Source organism: Serratia sp. LSHTC3 (assembly GCF_057197125.1).
Genome location: NZ_JBXUNP010000006.1, coordinates 183,264 through 204,509 on the forward strand (window position 1 = coordinate 183,264; position 21,246 = coordinate 204,509).

Below are 21,246 nucleotides of genomic sequence, written 5' to 3' on the forward strand. Positions count from 1 at the left end.
CTCGCCCGGTGAACAGGCTCCAACATTGATGATGATACGATGACGAGAAAAATAACCTGGTTAACTGCTCTGGCCTTAGGCATCAGCACCCTGTCGCAGGCCGAAACCGCCACCGCGCCGACCGTGGCGGCCCAGCCGCCGATCGCCGCGGCGGCCGATACGGCGACCGCGCCGCAGGATCCGAATGCGCCGGTGCGCGACGTGTCGCTGCCGTTCGCGCAGATAGCGCCGCCGCCGGGCACCTTTGTTCTGCGCGGCACCCGGCCGGACGGGCAGATCGAGTTCGGCGTGCGCAGCGATGAGGTGGTCTCGCAGGCGATGCTCGACCTGGAATTTACGCCGTCGCCGGCGCTGATCCCGGTCGAGTCGCACGTCAAGGTCTATCTGAACGACGAACTGATGGGCGTGACCACGATCTCCAAAGAGCAGCTGGGCAAGCCCAATCGCATCCAGATGGCGATCGATCCGCGCTATATCACCGATTTTAACCGCGTCCGGCTGGTGTTCGTCGGCCATTATCAGAACATCTGCGAAAACCCGGCCAGCACTTCGTTGTGGCTCGACGTCAGCCAATCCAGCGCGCTGAAGCTGCGTTTCCAGACGCTGCCGGTGAAAAACGAGCTGTCGCACTTCCCTGAGCCGTTCTTCGACAGCCGCGACAATCGGCCGCTGACGCTGCCGATGGTATTCGCCGGCCAGCCTGATCTCGCCCAGCAGCGCGCGGCGGGCATTCTGGCCTCCTGGTTCGGCAGCAAGGCGCAGTGGCGCGGGCAATCCTTCCCGACGCTGTACAATGCGCTGCCGGCGCAGCACGCGGTGGTGTTCGCCACCAACTCGCAGCGCCCGGATTTCCTGCGCGATTATCCGGCGGTCAACGGCCCGACGGTGGAGATGATCAGCCACCCCGACAATCCGTACGTCAAACTGCTGTTGATTCAGGGGCGTGACGACAACGATTTGATCACCGCGGTGAAGGGTATCGCGCAGGGTAACATCTTGTTCCGCGGCCAGAACGTGACGGTGGACAAGGTGGAACAGCTCGCGGCGCGCCAGCCTTACGACGCGCCAAACTGGGTGCGCACCGATCGGCCGATGACCTTCGCCGAGCTGCAGCAATATGCCGAACAGCTGCAAACCAGCGGCATCGAACCCGGCCCGATTTCGCTGACCATGAACCTGCCGCCGGATCTGTTCCTGATCCGCAGCACCGGCATCGACATGCACCTGAAATACCGTTATACCGCGCCGCGCATTCAGGACGGTTCGCGGCTGAGCGTCAGCCTGAACAACCAGTTCGTGCAGGCTTACTCGCTGGTGCCGGAACACGAGCAGGGCGCGCAGCTGCTGCGACTGCCGCTGACGCAGGGGCTGCTCGACTCCGACAGGAACGTCAGCATCCCGGCGTTGCGGCTGGGGGCCACCAACCAGCTGCGCTTTGACTTTGACTACACCACGCTGCTGGCCAGCGGCGCGGAAGGGCGCTGCGAAACCTACTCCTTCACGCAAAACCATGCGGTGATCGACGGCGCGTCCACCATCGATTTCTCCGGCTATCGCCACTTTATGGCGATGCCGGATTTGCGCGCCTTCGCCAACGCCGGCTTCCCGTTCAGCCGCCTGGCGGATCTGTCGCAAACGCTGGTGTTGGTGAACCAGAAACCGCAGCCGGCGCAGGTCAGCGCGCTGCTGAACGCGCTGGGCGTGATCGGCGCGCAAACCGGCTACCCGGCGCTGGCCTTTACGCTGAGCGACGACTGGTCGCAGGCCAAGGATCGTGACGACGATATCCTGATGATCGGCACCATTCCGCCGGCGCTGCGCGACGACAAGAAAATCAGCCTGCTGGTGGACGCCACTCAAAGCTGGGTGAAGCAGCCGACGCGCCAACCGCCGTTGCCGAGCGCGGAATTGCTGGCGGAGGACGCCAAGCCGGACAGCAAAACCACCGTCAGCTCCGAGGGCGCAATGTCGGCGATCATCGGCGTGCAATCGCCGTTCAACGATCAGCGCAGCATCGTGGCGCTGCTGGCGGACAGCCCGCGCGGCTATGAGTTGCTGAACAATGCCCTGCTGGACAGCGGCAAGCGCGCCGCGGTGTTCGGCTCGGTGGCGGTGATCCGCGAATCGGGGGTCAACAGCCTGCGCGTCGGCTATGTTTACTATGTCGGCCACCTGCCTTGGTGGGAGCGGCTGTGGTATGCCCTCTCCACCCATCCGGTCCTGCTGGCGGTGCTCGCGGTGGTGCTGGTGGTGATCCTGGGGCTGATGCTGTGGCGCGGCCTGAAGGCCTTCAGCCGGCGGCGTCTGGCGCCTGAAGATCGGGATTGACGGCGGTGAACGCGATGCTGCAACGCCTGTCGCTCGGCATGCTGCTGCTGTGCGCTTTCAGCGCGGCGGCGGCCTGCGAATGGCCGGGCTGGCAACAGTACAAGCAGTTCTACATCAGCCCGCAGGGACGGGTGATCGACCCGAGCAGCCCGAACAAAATCACCACCTCTGAGGGCCAGAGTTACGGCCTGTTTTTCGCCCTGGTGGCCAATGACCGGCCGACCTTCGACCAGCTGTTGACCTGGACGGAGAACAATCTGGCGGCGGGCGATCTCAGCGCCCGTTTGCCCGCCTGGCTGTGGGGCGAGAGCGACGATAAGCAGTGGAAGGTGCTGGACGCCAACTCGGCGTCGGACGCCGATCTGTGGATCGCCTACAACCTGCTCGAAGCCGGCCGCCTGTGGAAAAGCCGGCGTTATCAAACCCTGGGGACGCTGCTGCTGCAACGCATCGGCCGCGAGGAAGTGGCCGACATTCCCGGCCTGGGCCTGATGCTGCTACCGGGCAAAGTCGGGTTCGTGGCGGAAGATCGCTGGCGGCTGAATCCCAGCTACCTGCCGCCGCAGCTGTTGGCGCGTTTTGCGGCGCTGAACGGCCCATGGCGCGCGATGCGCGAGGTCAATCAACGGCTGTGGCTGGACACCGCGCCGCACGGTTTCTCACCGGATTGGGTGGTGTGGCGGGTCGGTGCCGGTTGGCAGCCGGACACCGTCAAGCCGAACGTCGGCAGCTACGACGCCATTCGGGTTTATCTGTGGGCCGGCATGCTGGCGGACGACGATGAACACAAGGCGGCACTGCTTGAACGCTTCCAGCCGATGGCGCAGTTCACTGCCAAACAGGGCGTTCCGCCGGAGAAAACCGATACCGCCAGCGGCAAAACCACCGGAGACGGCCCGGTCGGTTTCTCCGCTTCTGTGCTGCCGATGCTGGCGACGCAGGCTGAAGCGCTGGCGGTGCAGCGGCAGCGCATCAGCGAGCACCCGCCGGGTGACGACGCCTATTTCAGCGCTTCGCTGACGCTGTTCGGTCAGGGGTGGGATCAACAACGTTATCGCTTTAATCGTCAGGGTGAATTGCAACCCTCGTGGGACGGCCAATGCACAACTTCAAAATAAACTGGCTGAATTTGATTCCGCTGAGCCTGGCGATGCTGCCGCAGGCGCGCGCTGCGGAGGCCGTGGCCCCGGAACAGTGGCTGCTGGAACAGGTGCGCATTGGCGAGGCCGGCAACAAGGACGATCTGGTGCGCCAGTCGCTGTACCGGCTCGAGCTGATGGATCCGAACAACCCGGACGTGATCGCCGCGCGCATGCGTTTGGCGCTGCGGCAGGGCAACATGGCGCTGGCGCAGCAGCAGCTGGACAAGCTGAAAACCCTCGCGCCACAGTCCAGCGCCTATCGCCAGGCGCAAATGAACATGCTGCTGACCCAGCCGGAAACCCGGCAAAAGCTGCAGCAGGCGCGTCTGATGGCGACCGCCGGCCGGTTGCCGGAAGCCAAGGCGCAGTACGATGCGCTGTTTCACGGCGAGCCGCCGACGCTCGATCTGGCGGTGGAATACTGGCGGCTGGTGGCGCGTTTGCCGGGGCAGGAGGCGAAGGCGTTAAAGCAGCTGCAGGCGCTGGATCAGCAATATTCAGGCAATGTGGCGCTGCGTATGTCGCTGGCGCGTATGCTGTTCAGTCAGAACCAGGACGCGCAGGCCTATGAACTGCTGCAGAAGATCGCCGCCGATCCGGCCGGGCGCGGCGATGCCGCCGATCTGTGGCTGGACAAGGTCAAAGCGATGCCGGTCAGCGCGCAGAGCGTGGCGGCGCTCAACCGCTTCCTCGGCGTGTTCGACACTGGCGATCAGGCGACCAGCGCCCGCGAAGAGCTGGCCAGACAGCAGAAATTGTTGGCCGATCCGGCCTATCAGGCGCGGGTGCGCGGCCTGGCGCAGGTGGATAAAGGCGGCAGCCGGGCAGCCATTCCTGAGTTGCAAAAGGCGCTGGCGGCGGCGCCGAACGACGCCGAGGTGCTGGGGGCGCTCGGCCAGGCCTACTCGCGCGCCGGCAACCGCCCGCAGGCGCTGAAGCTGTTTCGCCAGGCGCTGGCGGCCGACAAGAACGGCTACGACAGCGGCAAGTGGCAGAGCCTGATCAAAAGCACCAGCTACTGGCTGGCGATCGACGAGGGCGACAAAGCGCTGAAGGCCGGCAATCTCGCGCTGGCCCGGCAGAAATATCAGCAGGCGCGCCAGCTCGACGACGGCGACGGCGACGCGTTCATCGGCCTGGGCGATGTGGCGGTGGCGAGCAAGGATGACGCCGCGGCGGAAGGGTTTTATCAGCAGGCGTTGCGACGCGATCCCGGCAACGGCAGCGCGCTGCGCGGCCTGGTGAATATCTATCAGCGCCAGTCGCCGGAAAAAGCGCTGGCCTACCTCAACGGCCTGCCGCGCAGCCAACAGGCCAAGCTGCGCAGCACCCTCGACGGACTGCGGCTCGATATGTTGAAGCAGCAGGCGGAGACGCTGGCGGCACAGCAGCAGTGGCGGCAGGCGGCGGAAATCTATCGCCGCGCTCAGCCGATGGATCCCGACGACGTCTGGCTGACCTATCGCTATGCGCAGGCGCTGCGTCAGGCCGGGCAGCCGCAGCAGGCAGACGCTCTGTTCCGGCAGCTGGCGCAGCGCCAACCTGCCAATCCGCAGCTGACCTACGCCTATGCGCTCTATCTTTCCGGCAGCGATCGCGACAGGCAGGCGCTGGCACAACTCAATACGCTGCCTGCGGCACAGTGGAACGACAACATGCGCGAGCTGGCGCAGCGGCTGAAAATGCAGGCGGTAATCGAGCATGCCGAACGGCTGCGGGCGGCCGGTGACGAACCGGCGGCGGAAGCCTATCTGCGCCGGCAGCCGGCGGACACGCGCATCGATTTGCTGCTGGCCGACTGGGCACTGGCGCGCGGGGAGTATGCGGCGGCGCTGGACGACTATCAGCGGGTGAAACGGCGTGAGCCGAACAACCCGGATGCGCAGCTGGGCGAGATCGAAGCCTATGTAGCGCAGGGGGATCTGGACGCGGCGCGTCAACGGCTTAAAACCGAACCGCAGCCACAAGACGCTTCGCTCAACAGCCAGCGGCGAGTCGCCAACGCCTGGGGGGCGGTCGGCGATCCGCAGCAGGCCGAAGCTATCTTCGACCGACTGAAAACGGCGGCGGCTTCGGAGCCCGTCGGACAGACCAAGGCGCTGGTTTACCGTGATGCCGCCCGGCTGGAGCGGACTCAGCAACAGCCTGAACGGGCGCAGCAGGATTACCGCCAGGCGATGGTGGCCAGCGGCATCACGCCGACGCTGCCGCAGGATAATGACAGCTACACCTATTTGACGCGCAATAATCCGAGCGACGACTGGCTGAAACGCGGCATCCGCTCCGACGCCGCGGATCTGTATCGACAGCAAGACGTGAACGTCACGCTCGATCACGATTACTGGCGCTCGAGCGGCACCGGCGGCATCTCCGACTTCAACGCGCACGATACCATGCTGCAGGTGGACATGCCGCTGTATGACGGGCGCGCCTTCTTGCGCACCGACACCGTGCAGCTGGATGCCGGCCGCTTCTCGACCGACGGCAGCGGCAAATACTACGAAACCTTCGGCACCTGCCACACACAAGGGTGCCGCGGCGATGAACACCAGAAAACCACCGGCACCAGCGTGGCGGCCGGCTGGAAAAACGATCGCTGGGCCGCCGACATCGGCACGACGCCGATGGGCTTTGAGGTGGTCGACTGGACCGGCGGCCTGGCCTACAGCGGCGACTGGAACCACATTGGTTGGACGCTGGCGGCCTCGCGACGGCCGATCTCCAGCTCGCTGCTGGCGTTCGGCGGCGCCAAAGACCCGAATACCGGCATCACCTGGGGCGGCGTGCGCGCTACCGGCGTCAGCCTGAGCGCCAGCTACGATCGCGGCGAGGCGAACGGCGTGTGGGCCGATCTCAGCGCGCACCAGATTACCGGCAAGAACGTGGCGGACAACCAGCGGCAGCGGTTGATGGCCGGTTACTACTACAAGCTGATCAACGAAGACAATCGCCGCCTGAGCGTCGGGCTCAATACCATGCTGTGGCACTACCAGAAGGATTTGAGCGGCTATTCGCTGGGGCAGGGCGGCTATTACAGCCCGCAGCAATATCTGTCGCTGTCGTTACCGGTCAACTACCGCCAGCGCACCGAGAACTGGTCGTGGGAGCTGGGCGGTTCGGTTTCGCTGTCCCATTCGAAGACCGACAGCCAGCGCCGCTATCCGCTGCAGGGGCTGATCCCGGATTCGTTGCCCGATAAGTTCGCCGTCGAGGACGGCAGCTCTTCGAGCGGCGTCGGTTATACCCTGCGGGCGATCGTCGAACGCCGTCTCAGTTCGCACTGGACGCTCGGCGCCGGTATCGATATCCAACAGGCGAAGGACTATACGCCGAGCCACGCGTTGATTTATCTGCGTTATTCCCTGGCCGGCTGGCAAGGGGATCTCGATTTGCCGCCGCAGCCGCTGACGCCATACGCCGACTTCAAGTAGCCGGGAGGGGAAGATTCGGAGTGTCGGACACCGGGGAGTTTTGTTACCCTGTGTCCGGGTCGCGTTTGTCCGCTTTAGGAAAAGACTGAAACCCGCGATTTTCTTGGTTTTGCCTGCGGCATAGCCAGATAAAAACAGCCGATGATCGAGTATACTCAGCCCGGTTCGAGGGGGCGGGTGAGAGTCAGCCCCCTTTTTGTTTCAGCCCGATTTTACGGAGAGCAGGTTTGCGGGTCAGGCGTTCGTTAACGATTAAGCAGATGGCGACGGTGTCCGGCGTGGCGCTGGTCACGATCTGCATTTTTATCGTGATCCAGTTATTCCACTTTGTGCAGCAGCGCAGGGATGACTACGCCCAGCAACTGGAGAATATCGCTCATTCCGTGCGCCAGCCGCTGGCGGAAGCGGTGCTGCGCATGGACGTGCCGGAAGCCAAAAAGGTGCTGAACACGCTGTTGCCGGTCGGCATTCTCAGCCGGGCGGATATCGTGTTGCCGAACGAGTTTCAGGCGCTGCACGCCAATTTCCCGCCGGAGCGGCCGGTGCCGACGCTGATCGCCCGGCTGTTTGAACTGCCTATCCAAATTTCCGTGCCGCTCTATTCGCTGGAGCGGGTGCCCGCCAACCAGCAGCCGCTGGCCTATCTGGTGCTGCAGGCCGATTCGTTCCGCATGTACCAGTTTATTCTCAGCATTTTGTCGACCATGCTGTCGACCTACCTGCTGCTGGCGCTGATCCTGTCGGTGGCCATCACCTGGTGCATGAACCGGTTGATGGTGCATCCGCTGCGCGCGATGGCCAAAGAGCTGGAGAACATCTCGCAGGACGAAGCGCCCTATCACCAGCTGATGCTGCCGGCGCTGCACCAGGACGACGAGCTCGGCCTGCTGGTGCGCAATTACAACCGCAATCAACAGACGCTGGCCAAGGCGCATGCCGATATGAGCCGCCTGAGCACCCGCCACCCGGTGACCGAACTGCCGAATCCTGCATTGCTGAACGCGTTGCTGGAACAGCATATCGCCTCCAGTCTGCGCCCTGAGCGTTTTAACCTGCTGGTGATCGGCATCGAGACGCTGCATGAAGCGTCTGGCGTGATGAGCCCGGCGATGCGTGAAGCGCTGCTGCTGGCGCTGGCGAAGAAGCTGCGCGGCTGCATCGACGAAAACGGCGTGCTGGCACAGTTGAGCAATACCGAATTCGCCATTCTGGCCAAGGGCATTGAGCGGCCGTTCCACGCCATGCAGCTGGCGCGGCGCATCATGGCGGAGATCAATGCGCCGTTGACGCTGGAAGGTCTGGCGCTGCGGCCCAACGCCAGCATCGGCATCGCGCACTACCTCAATCAGGGGGAGAGCGCGGAACAGCTGCTGCGCAGCGCCACCTCGGCAATGATGTCCGCGCACCGCGAAGGAAAAAATCAGATCCTGTTCTTCGAACCCAGCCTGACGGAACGCACGCAGAAGCGGCTGACGCAGGAGAGTGAGATCCTGCACGGCATCGAGCAGCGGCATTTCACGCTGTTCCTGCAGCCGCAGATTGACATGCAGTCCAACGAGGTGATCGGCGCCGAAGCGCTGCTGCGTTGGCAGCAGTATGACGGCAGCTATACCCTGCCGGCCGACGTTATCCCGCTCGCGGAAGAGCTGGGCGTGATCGTGCCTCTCGGCAACTGGGTGCTGGAAGAGTCTTGCCGTATCCTGGCGGACTGGCAGCAACGCGGCATTGCGCTGCCGCTGGCGGTTAACGTTTCCGGTATTCAGATGCAGGATGAAGCGTTCGTCCCGCATCTGAAAAACCTGCTGGCGCAGTATCGGATCGATCCGCGCAAGCTGCTGCTGGAGATCACCGAGACGGTACGCATCGACGATCTCGATCGCGCCCTGGCGCTGCTGCGCGAGTTGCACGACCTGGGGCTGTCGATCGCACTGGACGACTTCGGCATGGGCTACTCCAGCCTGGAGTACCTCAACCGCTTGAAATCCCTGCCGATCGATTTGATTAAGATCGACCGCAGTTTCATTCAGGGGCTGCCGGGCGACGATGCGATGGTGCGCATCGTCAGTTCGATCTCCGAAGTGCTGGCGTTGCCGGTGATGGCCGAAGGCGTGGAAAACGCCGAACAGCGCGACTGGCTGCTGCAGCACGGCATTCGCAGTGGGCAAGGATTCCTGTTCGCTCGGCCGCTGCCGCGCGAAGCGTTCGAAGCCGAGTTTTGCCGCGCGGCGCCGTGAGCGTCGCGATACCTTTCCGGTACTTTTCCTCGTCCGAAAATCGCCATTCTTTATCTACCTCTTTTGCGTTAGTGCAAACAAAGGCTTACGCAATTTTCAGCTTTGCACCCCGACTGACGCGTTTCAGCTCTTAAATTCACATCAACCCCACACGGTGGGTGCAACAAATTATTTCCATGTTGTTAAGTGGGTGTTATTTTCCGCGCAAGCGATGAACAGGCTGGATTTTTAGACTGCTGCCTGGTGCGTGTCTTCCCCCCATAGGATGTTCATATGAAAACAACGATCTTTAAGAGCCTCTATTTTCAGGTGCTGACGGCGATCACGCTGGGTATCCTGCTTGGCCATTTCTACCCTGACCTTGGCGCCGAGATGAAACCTCTGGGCGATGGCTTCGTCAAACTGATCAAGATGATCATCGCGCCGGTGATCTTCTGCACCGTGGTGACCGGCATCGCCGGCATGGAAAGCATGAAGGCGGTGGGGCGCACCGGCGCCATCGCGCTGCTGTATTTTGAAATCGTCAGCACCATTGCGCTGATTATCGGCCTGGTGATCGTCAACCTGGTGCAACCGGGCGCCGGCATGAACGTCGATCCCGGCACGCTGGACGCCAAAGCGGTGGCGATCTACGCCGAGCAGGCGCAGCAGCAGGGCATCATTCCGTTCCTGCTGGATATCATCCCCGGCAGCGTGATCGGCGCGTTCGCCAGCGGCAACATTCTTCAGGTGCTGCTGTTCGCGGTACTGTTCGGCTTCGCCCTGCATCGTCTGGGCGACAAAGGGCAGCTGATCTACAACGTGATCGACAGCTTCTCGCGGGTGATTTTCGGCATCATCAACATGATCATGCGCCTGGCGCCGCTGGGGGCCTTCGGCGCCATGGCGTTTACCATCGGTAAATACGGCGTCGGCACGCTGGTGCAACTCGGCCAGCTGATCGTGTGCTTCTATATCACCTGCATCCTGTTCGTGGTGGTGGTGTTGGGCAGCATCGCCCGCGCCAACGGCTTCAGCATCTTCAAATTCGTCAACTACATCAAAGAAGAGCTGCTGATCGTGCTGGGAACCTCGTCGTCCGAATCCGCGCTGCCGCGCATGCTGGATAAAATGGAGAAGTTGGGCTGCAAGAAATCGGTGGTGGGTCTGGTGATCCCGACCGGATACTCCTTCAACCTGGATGGCACCTCTATCTACCTGACCATGGCTGCGGTATTTATCGCTCAGGCGACCAACACCCACATGGATATCATGCATCAGATTACCCTGCTGGTGGTGTTGCTGCTCTCCTCCAAAGGGGCGGCGGGCGTGACCGGCAGCGGCTTTATCGTTTTGGCCGCCACCATCTCCGCCGTAGGCCACCTGCCGCTGGCCGGCCTGGCGCTGATCCTCGGCATCGACCGCTTTATGTCGGAAGCCCGCGCGCTGACCAACCTGGTGGGCAATGGCGTGGCGACCGTGGTCGTGGCCAAATGGTGTAATCAGCTGGATGAGAAACAGCTGAAAGACACCCTGAACAACAAAAACACCGGCGCGGACAAAACGCTGCCTTCCGCCTGATTTCGGCTGTAAATCACCGGCCGCAGCCGCGGCCGGTGAGCTTCTTCCCCTGCCTCGTAACGATTTTTTGCATTAAAAACCCCGCAATCTATTATTTTTCACTCTAATGAGTGACATCCGCAAAGGCGCGCGGTCTAACACGATGGTACACTTTCTGCTTTCCGCCCCACTGTGAAACTCAGGGCGTATTTTTATGATTCCATTGAATGGAATACACGCATTTGCATAAGAAATTGGATAGTCATTAAGTAGGGGTTCACATGCAGGGCACCAGAATTCATCTTATAGTTGGTGGGCTGCTACTGGCGGCAGCCAGTAGCAGCGTGCAGGCTGAAGCACTACAACCCGATCCTGCCTGGCAGCAGGGGGCGCTGGCCAACGGGTTTTCATGGCAGATTCTCGATACGCCGCAGCGGCCAAGCGACCGCGTGGAACTGCGGCTGATCGTCAATACCGGCTCTCTGGTGGAGTCTTCGCAGCAGACCGGTTTCGCCCATCTGCTGCCGCGGCTGGCGTTGGCGCGCAGCGAAAGCTTTACCGCGCCGCAGCTGCGCGCCCTGTGGCAACAGAGCGTGGATAACGAGCGGCCGCTGCCGCCGGCGATCATCTCGTATGATTTCACCATGTATAACCTCAGCCTGCCGAACAACCGGCCCGACCTGCTGAAAGAAGCGCTGGCCTGGCTGGCGGACACCACCGGCAAACTGGCGATCGACGAGCATACGGTGCACGCGGTGATGAATTCCAGCATCAATCCGGTCGGCACTTTCCCGCCCAATACCCAAGATGCCTGGTGGCGTTACCGCCTGAAAGGCTCGACGCTGCTGGCGCACGATCCGGCGCAGCCGGCGAAACGGCCGGTCAACCTCGAGCAGCTGAAGAAATTCTATCAGCAGTGGTATACCCCGGACGCCATGACGCTGTTCGTGGTCGGCAAGGTCGACAGCCGCAGCCTGGGCGAGCAGATCAACAAGGCGTTCTCGCCGCTGCAGGGTAAACGTGAAACCCCGGCCCCGATGCCGACCCTGACGCCGCTGCCGCAGCAGCCGGTGAGCCTGATCAGCGAGCAGGTGAAACAGGATACGCTGTCGATCATGTGGGATTCGCCGTGGCACCCGATTCGCGATTCGCAGAGCCTGCTCCGTTACTGGCGTGGCGATCTCGCCCGCGAGGCGCTGTTCTGGCATCTTCAGCAGACGCTGGAAAAAAGCGACCAGAAGAGCCTGCATCTGGGCTTTGACTGCCGCGTGCAGTACCAGCGTGGGCAGTGCGCCATCCATCTGGATACGCCGAACAACAATCTGAACGGCAGCCTGGGTTTTATCGCCCGCGAGCTGGCCAACGTGCGTGATAACGGTCTGTCGAAAGAGGAATTCGATGCGCTGCTGGCGCAGAAAAACGATCAGCTGAGCAAGCTATTCGCCACCTACGCCCGCACCGATACCGACGTGCTGATGAGCCAGCGCCTGCGTTCGCAGCAGAGCGGGGTGGTGGATATCGCGCCAGAGCTGTATCAGAAATTGCGCCAGGAATTCCTGGCCAGCCTGACGCTGGAGACGCTGAATCAGGCGCTGAAGCTGCAGCTGTCTCAGGAGGCGACCCTGGTGCTGATGCAGCCGAAGGGCGAGCCGGAAATGAGCATGAAGCAGCTGCAGGAAACCTATGACGGCATCATGATGCCGGCGCCGGCGGTGGTGACGGAAGAAGCCAAACCGGCCGACACCGCGGTGGCTGCGCCGGCGACGGACGCCGGCGCGCAGTAATTCGCAGCAGGGGGCGCAGGCCCCCTAGTTGCGGTACAGCACCTTGATGATGTGGTAACCGAACTGGGTTTTGACCGGGCCGTAAGGTTTGAGCAGCGGTATGCTGAACACCGCTTTATCGAACGCCGGCACCATCGCGCCCTTGTTGAATTCGCCCAGCGAGCCGCCGTTGCGTTTTGACGGGCAGCTCGAATATTTGCGTGCCAGCGTGTCGAAGCTGACGCCGCGCTTCAGCTTGGCCAGCAGCTCGTTGGCCAGCTTTTCATTGTCTACCAGAATGTGCAGGGCGCACGCCGTTTTTGCCATGGTATTGCCTTTGTCGATGCGAAAATTGCGCTGATTATACCCGCTAAATCTCATCGGCGCTTTCTGCTACAATTCCCTTCCACGTTTTACAGTTGAGCAAGCCAGCACCATGCGATTAAACCCCAGCCAACAACAAGCCGTCGAATTCGTTACCGGGCCCTGCCTGGTGTTGGCCGGCGCCGGTTCCGGCAAGACGCGCGTTATCACCAACAAGATAGCCCACCTGATCCACCACTGCGGCTATCAGGCGCGGCACATCGCCGCCGTGACCTTTACCAACAAGGCCGCACGCGAGATGAAAGAGCGCGTGTCGCAAACCCTGGGGCGCAAAGAGGCGCGCGGGCTGATGATTTCGACCTTCCATACCCTGGGGCTGGAGATCATCAAGCGTGAATACGTGGCGTTGGGGATGAAGTCCAACTTCTCGCTGTTCGACGATCAGGATCAGCTGGCGCTATTGAAAGAGCTGACCGAAAAGTGGCTGGAAAGCGACAAAACGCTGGTGGCGCAGCTGATTTCGACCATCTCCAACTGGAAAAACGACCTGATCGATCCCCAGCGGGCGGCAGAGTTGGCGCGCTCGGAACGCGACAAGCTGTTCGCCCACTGCTACGGTCTTTACCACGCCCATATGCGGGCGTGCAATGTGCTGGACTTCGATGACCTGATCCTGCTGCCGACGCTGCTGTTGCAACGCAACGAAGAGGTGCGCGAACGCTGGCAGCAGCGCATCCGCTATCTGCTGGTGGATGAGTATCAGGATACCAACACCAGCCAATACGAGCTGGTGAAGCTGCTGGTGGGCAACCGCGCGCGCTTTACCGTGGTGGGCGACGACGACCAGTCGATCTACTCCTGGCGCGGCGCGCGGCCGCAGAACCTGGTGTTGCTGAAGGAAGATTTCCCGGCGCTGCAGGTGATCAAGCTGGAGCAAAACTACCGTTCCAGCGAGCGCATTTTGAAGGCGGCCAACATTCTGATCGCCAATAACCCACACGTGTTTGAAAAGCGGCTGTTTTCTGAGCTGGGGTATGGCGAAGAGCTGAAGGTAGTGACCGCCAACAATGAGGATCACGAAGCCGAGCGGGTGGTTGGGGAGCTTATCGCCCACCACTTCGTGAAAAAGACCAATTACGGCGACTATGCGATCCTGTACCGTGGCAATCACCAGTCGCGGGTGTTTGAAAAGATGCTGATGCAGAACCGTATCCCGTACAAGATTTCCGGCGGCACCTCGTTCTTCTCGCGCCCCGAGATCAAGGATCTGCTGGCTTACCTGCGCGTGCTGACCAACCCGGAAGACGACAGCGCCTTTCTGCGCATCGTCAATACCCCCAAGCGCGAGATCGGCCCGGCAACGCTGCAGAAGCTTGGCGAGTGGGCCAACCAGCGCAACAAAAGTTTGTTCCATGCCAGCTTCGATCTGGGGCTGAGCCAGCACTTGACCGGACGCGGGCTGGAATCGCTGCAGCGCTTCACCCATTGGCTGGGCGGCATCGCCCAGCAGGCGGAACGTGAGCCGGTGGCGGCGGTGCGCGATCTGATCCGCGGCGTGGATTATGAGAGCTGGCTGTTTGAAACCTCGACCAGCCCGAAGGCCGCCGAAATGCGGATGAAAAACGTCAACACGCTGTTCGGTTGGATGACGGAAATGCTGGAAGGCAACGATCTGGACGAGCCGATGACGCTGACCCAGGTCGTGACGCGCTTCACCCTGCGTGACATGATGGAACGCGGCGAAAGTGAAGAGGAGCTGGATCAGGTGCAGCTGATGACGCTGCACGCCTCAAAGGGACTGGAGTTCCCTTACGTGTTCCTGGTGGGCATGGAAGAGGGGCTGCTGCCGCACCAGAGCAGCATCGACGAAGACAATGTCGATGAAGAGCGGCGTCTGGCCTATGTAGGGATCACCCGCGCGCAAAAAGAGCTGATTTTCACCCTGTGCCGCGAGCGCCGTCAGTACGGCGAGCTGGTGCGGCCGGAGCCGAGCCGGTTCCTGCTGGAGCTGCCGCAGGACGATTTGGCGTGGGAAACCGAACGCAAAGTGGTGAGCCCGCAGGAGCGGATGCAGAAGGGGCAGAGCCATCTGGCCAATATCCGCGCCCAGCTGGCCAAGGCCAAAGGCGGGAATTAAAAAGAAAGGGCGCGATTCGCGCCCTGGTCATGTCAACGTTGTTCTTCCAACCGCAGCGTCCAGTGGACGTAGCTCTGCCAGTGGCTTTCCTGCTCCAGCGCCTCGGCGCGCAGCGGATGCTGTTCCAGCCAGCCCGGCGGCAAGATCACCGTCAGTTCATCGTCCTGATTGGCGCGTAACCGCACCGCCGGCAGCGTGTCGTCGCGGCGGCGGCTGGCGAAGATGATAGCCAGGCGCAAAATGCGGCACAGGCGCTGCGCAGTGCGCGGCGGCAGGGCGTTTTGCTGGTTCAACAGCGACAGGTCGAGGGTGTTGCTCTGATTTTGCAGCAGGGTGGCCAGCAGTTTTTTCTGCGCCGGGGTAAAGCCGGGTAAGTCCAGGTGGCGGATCAGGTAGGCGGCGTGTTGCGGCGCCTGCTTGAAATCGACGCTGAGGCCGAGTTCGTGGATCAGGCTGGCGCTGTGCAACAGCTCGCGACATCGTGCATCCAGCTGCCACTCGTTGGCGACCTGCTGGGAGAAGTTGGCGGCGAGCTGGCTGACGCGTTCGGCCTGCTCGGTGTCGATCAGGTAGCGGCGCTGCAGGTTGCGGATGGTGCGGATGCGAATATCCTGCTCCACCGGCAGATGCAGCATGCCGTAAACCAGACCTTCACGCAGCGCCCCGCCGGCCAGCATCATGCTCTCGATGCCCAGCTCCTGGAAGATGGCCAACAGGATGGACAGGCCGCTCGGGAACACCAGCGCGCGCTCCAGCGTCAACCCTTCGATCTCCAGCTCTTCCAGCTTGCCGCACTGAATGGCGCGCTGTTTCAGCTGGCGCAGTTTGGGCAGGGTGATGCGCTCATCCATGCCCTGCGCCACCATGATCTCCTGCAGCGCTTGCACGGTGCCGGAAGCGCCGACGCAGATCTGCCAACCTTGCTGGCGCAATTGCGGTGCGATCGGCCGCACCATTTCGCGCGCGGCCTGTTCGGCGCGCTCGAAGTTTTCTTGCCCGAGGTTGCGATCGCTGAAGTAGCGTTCCAGCCAGGTGACGCAGCCCATCGACAGGCTATACAGCTGCGTTGCCTGTGCGCCGCTGCCGGTGACCAGTTCGGTGCTGCCGCCGCCGATGTCGACGACCAGCCGACGATCCGGCCCGCCGGTGGTGTGCGCGACGCCGTGATAGATCAGCCGTGCCTCTTCTTCGCCGCTGATCACCTGTACCGGGCAGCCGAGGATTTGCTCGGCTGCCTGCAGGAACTCATCGGCGTTGGACGCCAGACGCAGCGTGGCGGTGGCGACGACGCGGATCTGCTCGCGCGGGATGTCCTGCAGGCGTTCGGAGAACAGCCGCAGGCACTGCCAGCCGCGTTGCATGGCCTCATGCGACAGGTGATTGTTCTGATCCAGCCCGGCCGCCAGGCGCACTTTGCGCTTGATCCGCGCCAGAGTCTGAATGCTGCCGGCCACCTCGCGCACTACCAACATGTGGAAGCTGTTGGAGCCGAGATCGATGGCAGCATAAAGCGTGCTGGAGCTGAGCATGGCGATCAGCTCGAACGTTTACGGTTGTTGCGCGGCGCGCCGCCGCGACGTGGCGCGGAGTTGCGACGTGGGCCGTTGCCGCCGCGCGGACGCGACAGGCGCTTCGGCGCCGGTAGATCGGTTAGCAGCGCATCGCTGTTGTACTTGCTCACTGGAATGCTGTGATCGATATAGGTCTCGATCGCCGGCAGGTTGAGCGCATACTCTTCACACGCCAGGCTGATGGAGTGGCCGCTGGCGCCTGCGCGGCCGGTACGGCCGATGCGGTGCACGTAGTCTTCGCAGTCGTCAGGCAGATCGTAGTTGAAGACGTGCGTGACGGAAGGGATGTGCAGACCGCGCGCGGCGACGTCGGTGGCGACCAGAATATCGAGATTGCCTTTGGTGAAGTCGTCGAGGATGCGCAGGCGTTTTTTCTGCGCCACGTCACCGGTCAGCAGGCCCACGCGGTGACCGTCGGCGGCCAGATGGCCCCAGATGTCTTCGCAGCGGTGCTTGGTGTTGGCAAAGATGATGGCGCGATCCGGCCACTCTTCTTCGATCAGCGTCTGCAGCAGACGCATTTTTTCTTCGTTGGACGGGTAGAACAGCTCTTCTTTAATGCGGTGGCCGGTTTTCTGTTCCGGTTCCACTTCAACATATTCGGCGTTGTTCATCTGCTCGAAGGCCAGTTCGCGTACGCGATAGGACAGGGTAGCGGAGAACAGCATGTTCAGGCGTTGATCGGCCGCAGGCATGCGGCGGAACAGCCAACGGATGTCTTTGATAAAGCCAAGATCGTACATGCGATCGGCTTCATCCAGCACGACGACCTGCATCGCGCCGAGATCGACATAGTTCTGTTTGGTGTAATCGATTAAACGGCCGGTGGTGCCAATCAGAATGTCCACGCCGCTTTCCAGCACCTTCAGCTGTTTGTCGTAGCCGTCGCCGCCGTAGGCCAGGCCCAGTTTCAGGCCGGTGCTCTGGGAGAGCGCTTCCGCATCGGAGTGGATTTGCACCGCCAGTTCACGCGTAGGCGCCATGATCAAGGCGCGCGGCTGATTGGTCTGGCGATCCTGTTTCGCCGGGTGAGTCAGCAAATAGTGAAAAGTAGACGCCAAAAACGCCAGCGTCTTTCCGGTACCGGTTTGCGCCTGACCTGCAACGTCACGCCCGGAGAGCGTGAGCGGCAATGCTAACGCCTGGATGGGCGTGCAATTGTGAAACCCTTTTTTCTCAAGGGCTTCAAGGACTAACGGGTGCAGGGCGAAGTCGGAAAACTTCTGTTCGGTCAAGTGTGTTTTGCTCATAGTGTGGTAGAATATCAGCTAACTATTGCTTTACGAAAGCACATCCGTTGAAATAAACGCGGTGCAATAAAATCACCTTGAGTTGGTTAATGCTACACCAACAAGGTAGACATAATCCTGTGGAGTAGAACATGAGCGATAAAATTATTCACCTGACTGACAGCAGCTTCGAAGCTGACGTGCTGAAAGCGGAAGGGCCGATCCTGGTCGATTTCTGGGCTGAATGGTGTGGGCCGTGCAAGATGATTGCTCCGATTCTGGATGAGATTGCCGAAGAGTTCGAAGGCAAACTGACCATCACCAAGCTGAATATCGATCAGAACCCGGCTACCGCGCCTAAGTACGGTATCCGTGGCATCCCTACGCTGTTGCTGTTCAAGAACGGTGAAGTGGCCGCGACCAAGGTTGGCGCGTTGTCCAAAGGTCAGCTCAAAGATTTCCTGAACGCGAATCTGTAATCGGGCGGGAAGCCCAGTATCAGGCGCCTGGCGGTGATGTTCAATTCACCGCTAGACGCCTGCCAAGAAGCGTGTTAAGTTTAACCACACTGCATATAGAACTTGCCCGAAGTTTTAAATCTAAAGAGTTTGAATCTAAAGCTATACTCTGTGTCGAATCACTGGCGTTGAAAGTAAACTGAACTCAGCCCGTGTTTTGGCAATCAAACGGTTTTGCAAAAATCATTTTTAAGGTACCTTCGATCTTCAACCGTCAATGCGTGCGCCCGATGTAAGCCATTTCTTACCGCGACGGCTCTGCGCCCGGTGATCGAACGTCCAGTAAACAGGCACGCATTTCGCTGCCATACCATTCACGATACAAGTTCGAGACATACCCCGAGTTTAAGAACCCACCACTATGAATCTTACCGAATTAAAGAATACGCCGGTTTCTGAGCTGATTACTCTCGGCGAAAATATGGGGCTGGAAAACCTTGCCCGTATGCGCAAGCAGGACATTATCTTCTCCATTCTGAAGCAACATGCGAAAAGCGGAGAAGATATCTTCGGCGACGGCGTGCTCGAGATATTGCAGGATGGATTCGGTTTCCTCCGCTCTGGAGACAGTTCCTACCTCGCCGGTCCCGACGACATCTACGTATCCCCTAGCCAAATCCGCCGCTTCAACCTCCGCACTGGTGACACCATTTCCGGTAAGATTCGTCCGCCAAAAGAAGGCGAGCGCTATTTTGCCCTGTTGAAAGTCAACGAAGTCAACTACGACAAGCCGGAAAACGCCCGCAGCAAGATCCTGTTCGAGAACTTGACGCCGCTGCACGCCAATTCTCGTCTGCGGATGGAGCGCGGCAACGGCTCGACCGAAGACCTGACGGCGCGCGTACTGGATCTGGCGGCGCCTATTGGCCGCGGCCAGCGTGGCCTGATCGTGGCACCGCCGAAAGCCGGTAAAACCATGCTGCTGCAGAATATTGCGCAGAGCATTGCCTACAACCACCCAGACTGCGTGCTGATGGTGCTGCTGATCGACGAACGTCCGGAAGAAGTGACCGAGATGCAGCGCCTGGTGAAAGGCGAAGTGATCGCCTCGACCTTCGACGAGCCGGCTTCGCGTCACGTGCAAGTGGCCGAAATGGTGATCGAGAAGGCCAAGCGCCTGGTTGAGCACAAGAAAGACGTGATCATTCTGCTCGACTCCATCACCCGTCTGGCGCGTGCCTACAACACCGTGGTACCGGCCTCTGGCAAGGTGCTGACCGGTGGTGTGGACGCCAACGCCCTGCATCGTCCGAAGCGTTTCTTCGGTGCGGCACGTAACGTGGAAGAGGGCGGCAGCCTGACCATCATCGCGACCGCGCTGGTTGATACCGGTTCGAAGATGGATGAAGTGATCTACGAAGAATTTAAAGGTACCGGCAACATGGAATTGCATCTGGCGCGTAAAATCGCCGAGAAACGCGTATTCCCTGCGATCGATTACAACCGCTCCGGTACCCGTAAAGAAGAGCTGCTCACCACTTCCGAAGAGCTGCAGAAAATGTGGATCCTGCGCAAAATCATTCACCCGATGGGTGAGATTGACGCGATGGAGTTCCTCATTAATAAGTTGGCGATGACCAAAACCAACGATGAATTCTTCGATATGATGAAACGCTCATAATTCGTTAAAAAATTCGCTGAACGCCACGCCTAGTCGTGGCGTTTTTCGCTTTTGGCGGATACGATAAGTAGCAGTAATGGAAAAGTAAGTTGTTTCCTCGACTTATTGAGAATTCATCTTGTTTGTCGGTCGGCCCGGTGCCGGTCGGCTTTGCTGCTGTCGTTTTGTCAGCCGATGCGAAGAAAATAGGCATGAATCACCGTTGTCATAGGAAATGACCGAAAGGTGGCGGGGGTCGATGGCACAAGCTATTGCCCGTGGTAAGCTGCCTTATCTTCTACAGAGATCTGTTAACTGTGAACTTACTCACTATGAGTACTGAAATTCTATTTGTTTTCCTGTTTTCTTTGGCTTTTCTCTTTGTTGCCCGCAAGGCGGCAAAACGTATTGGTCTGGTAGATAAACCCAATTATCGCAAACGCCATCAGGGGTTGATTCCGCTGGTCGGCGGTATTTCCGTTTATGCCGGGTTGTGCTTCGCGTTTTGGATTTCCGAACAACCTATCGCGCACGCCAAGCTTTATCTCACCTGCGCCGGCATTCTGGTGTTTGTGGGCGCGCTCGACGATCGTTTCGATATCAGCGTTAAAATCCGCGCCCTGGTGCAGGCGCTGGTCGGCATCGCCATGATGGTGTTCGCCGGTCTGTATCTGCGCAGCTTCGGCCATGTGCTGGGTGACTGGGAGATGCTGCTGGGGCCGTTCGGCTATCTGGTGACGCTGTTCGCGGTATGGGCGGCGATCAACGCCTTCAACATGGTCGACGGCATCGATGGCCTGCTGGGTGGGCTGTCGTGCGTTTCCTTCGGGGCGCTGGGCCTGCTGCTGTACCTGAGCGGCCATCATGAGCTGGCGTTCTGGTGCTTTGCGATGATCGCCACCATCGTTCCCTATATTTTGCTCAACCTCGGCATCCTCGGCCGCCGTTATAAGGTGTTTATGGGGGACGCCGGCAGCACCCTGATCGGCTTTACCGCCATTTGGCTGCTGCTGCAAAGCTCGCAGGGTAAGGCACACTCGATCAACCCGGTGACCGCGCTGTGGATCATCGCTATTCCGCTGATGGACATGATAGCAATCATGTACCGTCGTTTACGCAAGGGGATGAGCCCCTTCTCTCCCGATCGTCAACATATTCACCACCTGATCATGCGCGCCGGCTTTACGCCGCGGCAGGCTTTCGTGTTGATCACCCTGGCGGCCGCATTGCTGGCGGCGGTGGGCGTGATCGGCGAACGCCTGACTTTTATCCCTGAGTGGGTTATGTTGGCATTATTTTTGCTTGCTTTCTTCCTGTACGGTTACTGCATCAAGCGCGCCTGGCGGGTTGCGCGGTACATTAAGCGTATCAAGCGCCGGCTGCGGCGTTCGAGCGATAACAAGCAAGTATCTTAACCAGAGGCTTTTTGG

At 60.5% G+C, this 21,246-nt stretch carries 13 protein-coding genes; 10 read left to right on the forward strand and 3 right to left on the reverse strand.

What is annotated here, in order from left to right; all coding sequences use genetic code 11:
• Positions 1-39: 39 nt before the first annotated feature.
• The 6 genes from bcsB to AC2CGI_RS20780 all read left to right on the forward strand — a co-directional run bounded on the left by bcsB (position 40) and on the right by AC2CGI_RS20780 (position 12,458).
• Positions 40-2,328: a cellulose biosynthesis cyclic di-GMP-binding regulatory protein BcsB gene (bcsB, locus tag AC2CGI_RS20755; protein ID WP_076741148.1), complete on the forward strand. Its 2,289-nt coding sequence runs from the start codon at positions 40-42 to the stop codon at positions 2,326-2,328.
• A 5-nt stretch (positions 2,329-2,333) separates the two neighbouring features.
• Positions 2,334-3,446 (forward strand): cellulose synthase complex periplasmic endoglucanase BcsZ, encoded by a 1,113-nt coding sequence (bcsZ, locus tag AC2CGI_RS20760; protein WP_080062489.1) that lies wholly within the window; start codon positions 2,334-2,336, stop codon positions 3,444-3,446.
• The gene (bcsC, locus tag AC2CGI_RS20765) at positions 3,428-6,901 is read left to right on the forward strand and encodes a cellulose synthase complex outer membrane protein BcsC (protein ID WP_076741147.1); all 3,474 of its coding nucleotides are present in this window, start codon (positions 3,428-3,430) and stop codon (positions 6,899-6,901) included. Before bcsZ ends, bcsC begins: the two co-directional genes overlap by 19 nt.
• A gap of 227 nt (positions 6,902-7,128) precedes the next feature.
• Complete coding sequence (gene hmsP / locus AC2CGI_RS20770; protein WP_015376245.1) at positions 7,129-9,135, forward strand: biofilm formation regulator HmsP; 2,007 nt, start codon at positions 7,129-7,131, stop codon at positions 9,133-9,135.
• Between the two features lie 273 nt (positions 9,136-9,408).
• A complete protein-coding gene (locus AC2CGI_RS20775; RefSeq protein WP_015376246.1) occupies positions 9,409-10,695 on the forward strand; it encodes a dicarboxylate/amino acid:cation symporter in 1,287 nt (428 codons plus the stop codon).
• 260 nt (positions 10,696-10,955) lie between these two features.
• Positions 10,956-12,458: a M16 family metallopeptidase gene (locus AC2CGI_RS20780; RefSeq protein ID WP_031300297.1), complete on the forward strand. Its 1,503-nt coding sequence runs from the start codon at positions 10,956-10,958 to the stop codon at positions 12,456-12,458.
• A 24-nt stretch (positions 12,459-12,482) separates the two neighbouring features.
• On the opposite strand, the gene ppiC is transcribed toward AC2CGI_RS20780, so the two are convergent.
• The gene (gene ppiC / locus AC2CGI_RS20785) at positions 12,483-12,764 is read right to left on the reverse strand and encodes a peptidylprolyl isomerase PpiC (protein WP_004934175.1); all 282 of its coding nucleotides are present in this window, start codon (positions 12,762-12,764) and stop codon (positions 12,483-12,485) included.
• A 109-nt stretch (positions 12,765-12,873) separates the two neighbouring features.
• On the opposite strand from ppiC, the gene rep reads away from it, so the two are divergent.
• Positions 12,874-14,898, forward strand: a complete 2,025-nt coding sequence (gene rep / locus AC2CGI_RS20790) for a DNA helicase Rep (protein WP_004934177.1) — start codon at positions 12,874-12,876, stop codon at positions 14,896-14,898.
• A 32-nt stretch (positions 14,899-14,930) separates the two neighbouring features.
• Here rep and ppx read toward each other — a convergent pair whose 3' ends face one another.
• Together ppx and rhlB are read right to left on the reverse strand one after the other, a co-directional pair.
• Positions 14,931-16,427: an exopolyphosphatase gene (gene ppx / locus AC2CGI_RS20795; RefSeq protein ID WP_049278782.1), complete on the reverse strand. Its 1,497-nt coding sequence runs from the start codon at positions 16,425-16,427 to the stop codon at positions 14,931-14,933.
• A gap of 5 nt (positions 16,428-16,432) precedes the next feature.
• On the reverse strand, positions 16,433-17,719 hold the full coding sequence (gene rhlB, locus AC2CGI_RS20800; RefSeq protein ID WP_015376249.1) for an ATP-dependent RNA helicase RhlB: 1,287 nt from the start codon (positions 17,717-17,719) through the stop codon (positions 16,433-16,435).
• A 131-nt stretch (positions 17,720-17,850) separates the two neighbouring features.
• Between rhlB and trxA the strand changes: the two genes are divergently transcribed.
• From trxA to wecA, 3 genes are all read left to right on the forward strand, one after another.
• A complete protein-coding gene (gene trxA, locus AC2CGI_RS20805; RefSeq protein WP_004934187.1) occupies positions 17,851-18,177 on the forward strand; it encodes a thioredoxin TrxA in 327 nt (108 codons plus the stop codon).
• A gap of 400 nt (positions 18,178-18,577) precedes the next feature.
• Positions 18,578-19,837 (forward strand): transcription termination factor Rho, encoded by a 1,260-nt coding sequence (gene rho / locus AC2CGI_RS20810; RefSeq protein ID WP_004934188.1) that lies wholly within the window; start codon positions 18,578-18,580, stop codon positions 19,835-19,837.
• Between the two features lie 296 nt (positions 19,838-20,133).
• Positions 20,134-21,231 carry a UDP-N-acetylglucosamine--undecaprenyl-phosphate N-acetylglucosaminephosphotransferase gene (wecA, locus tag AC2CGI_RS20815; protein WP_004934192.1) on the forward strand — a complete coding sequence of 366 codons (1,098 nt, stop codon included), beginning with the start codon at positions 20,134-20,136 and terminating at the stop codon, positions 21,229-21,231.
• Positions 21,232-21,246: the final 15 nt, after the last annotated feature.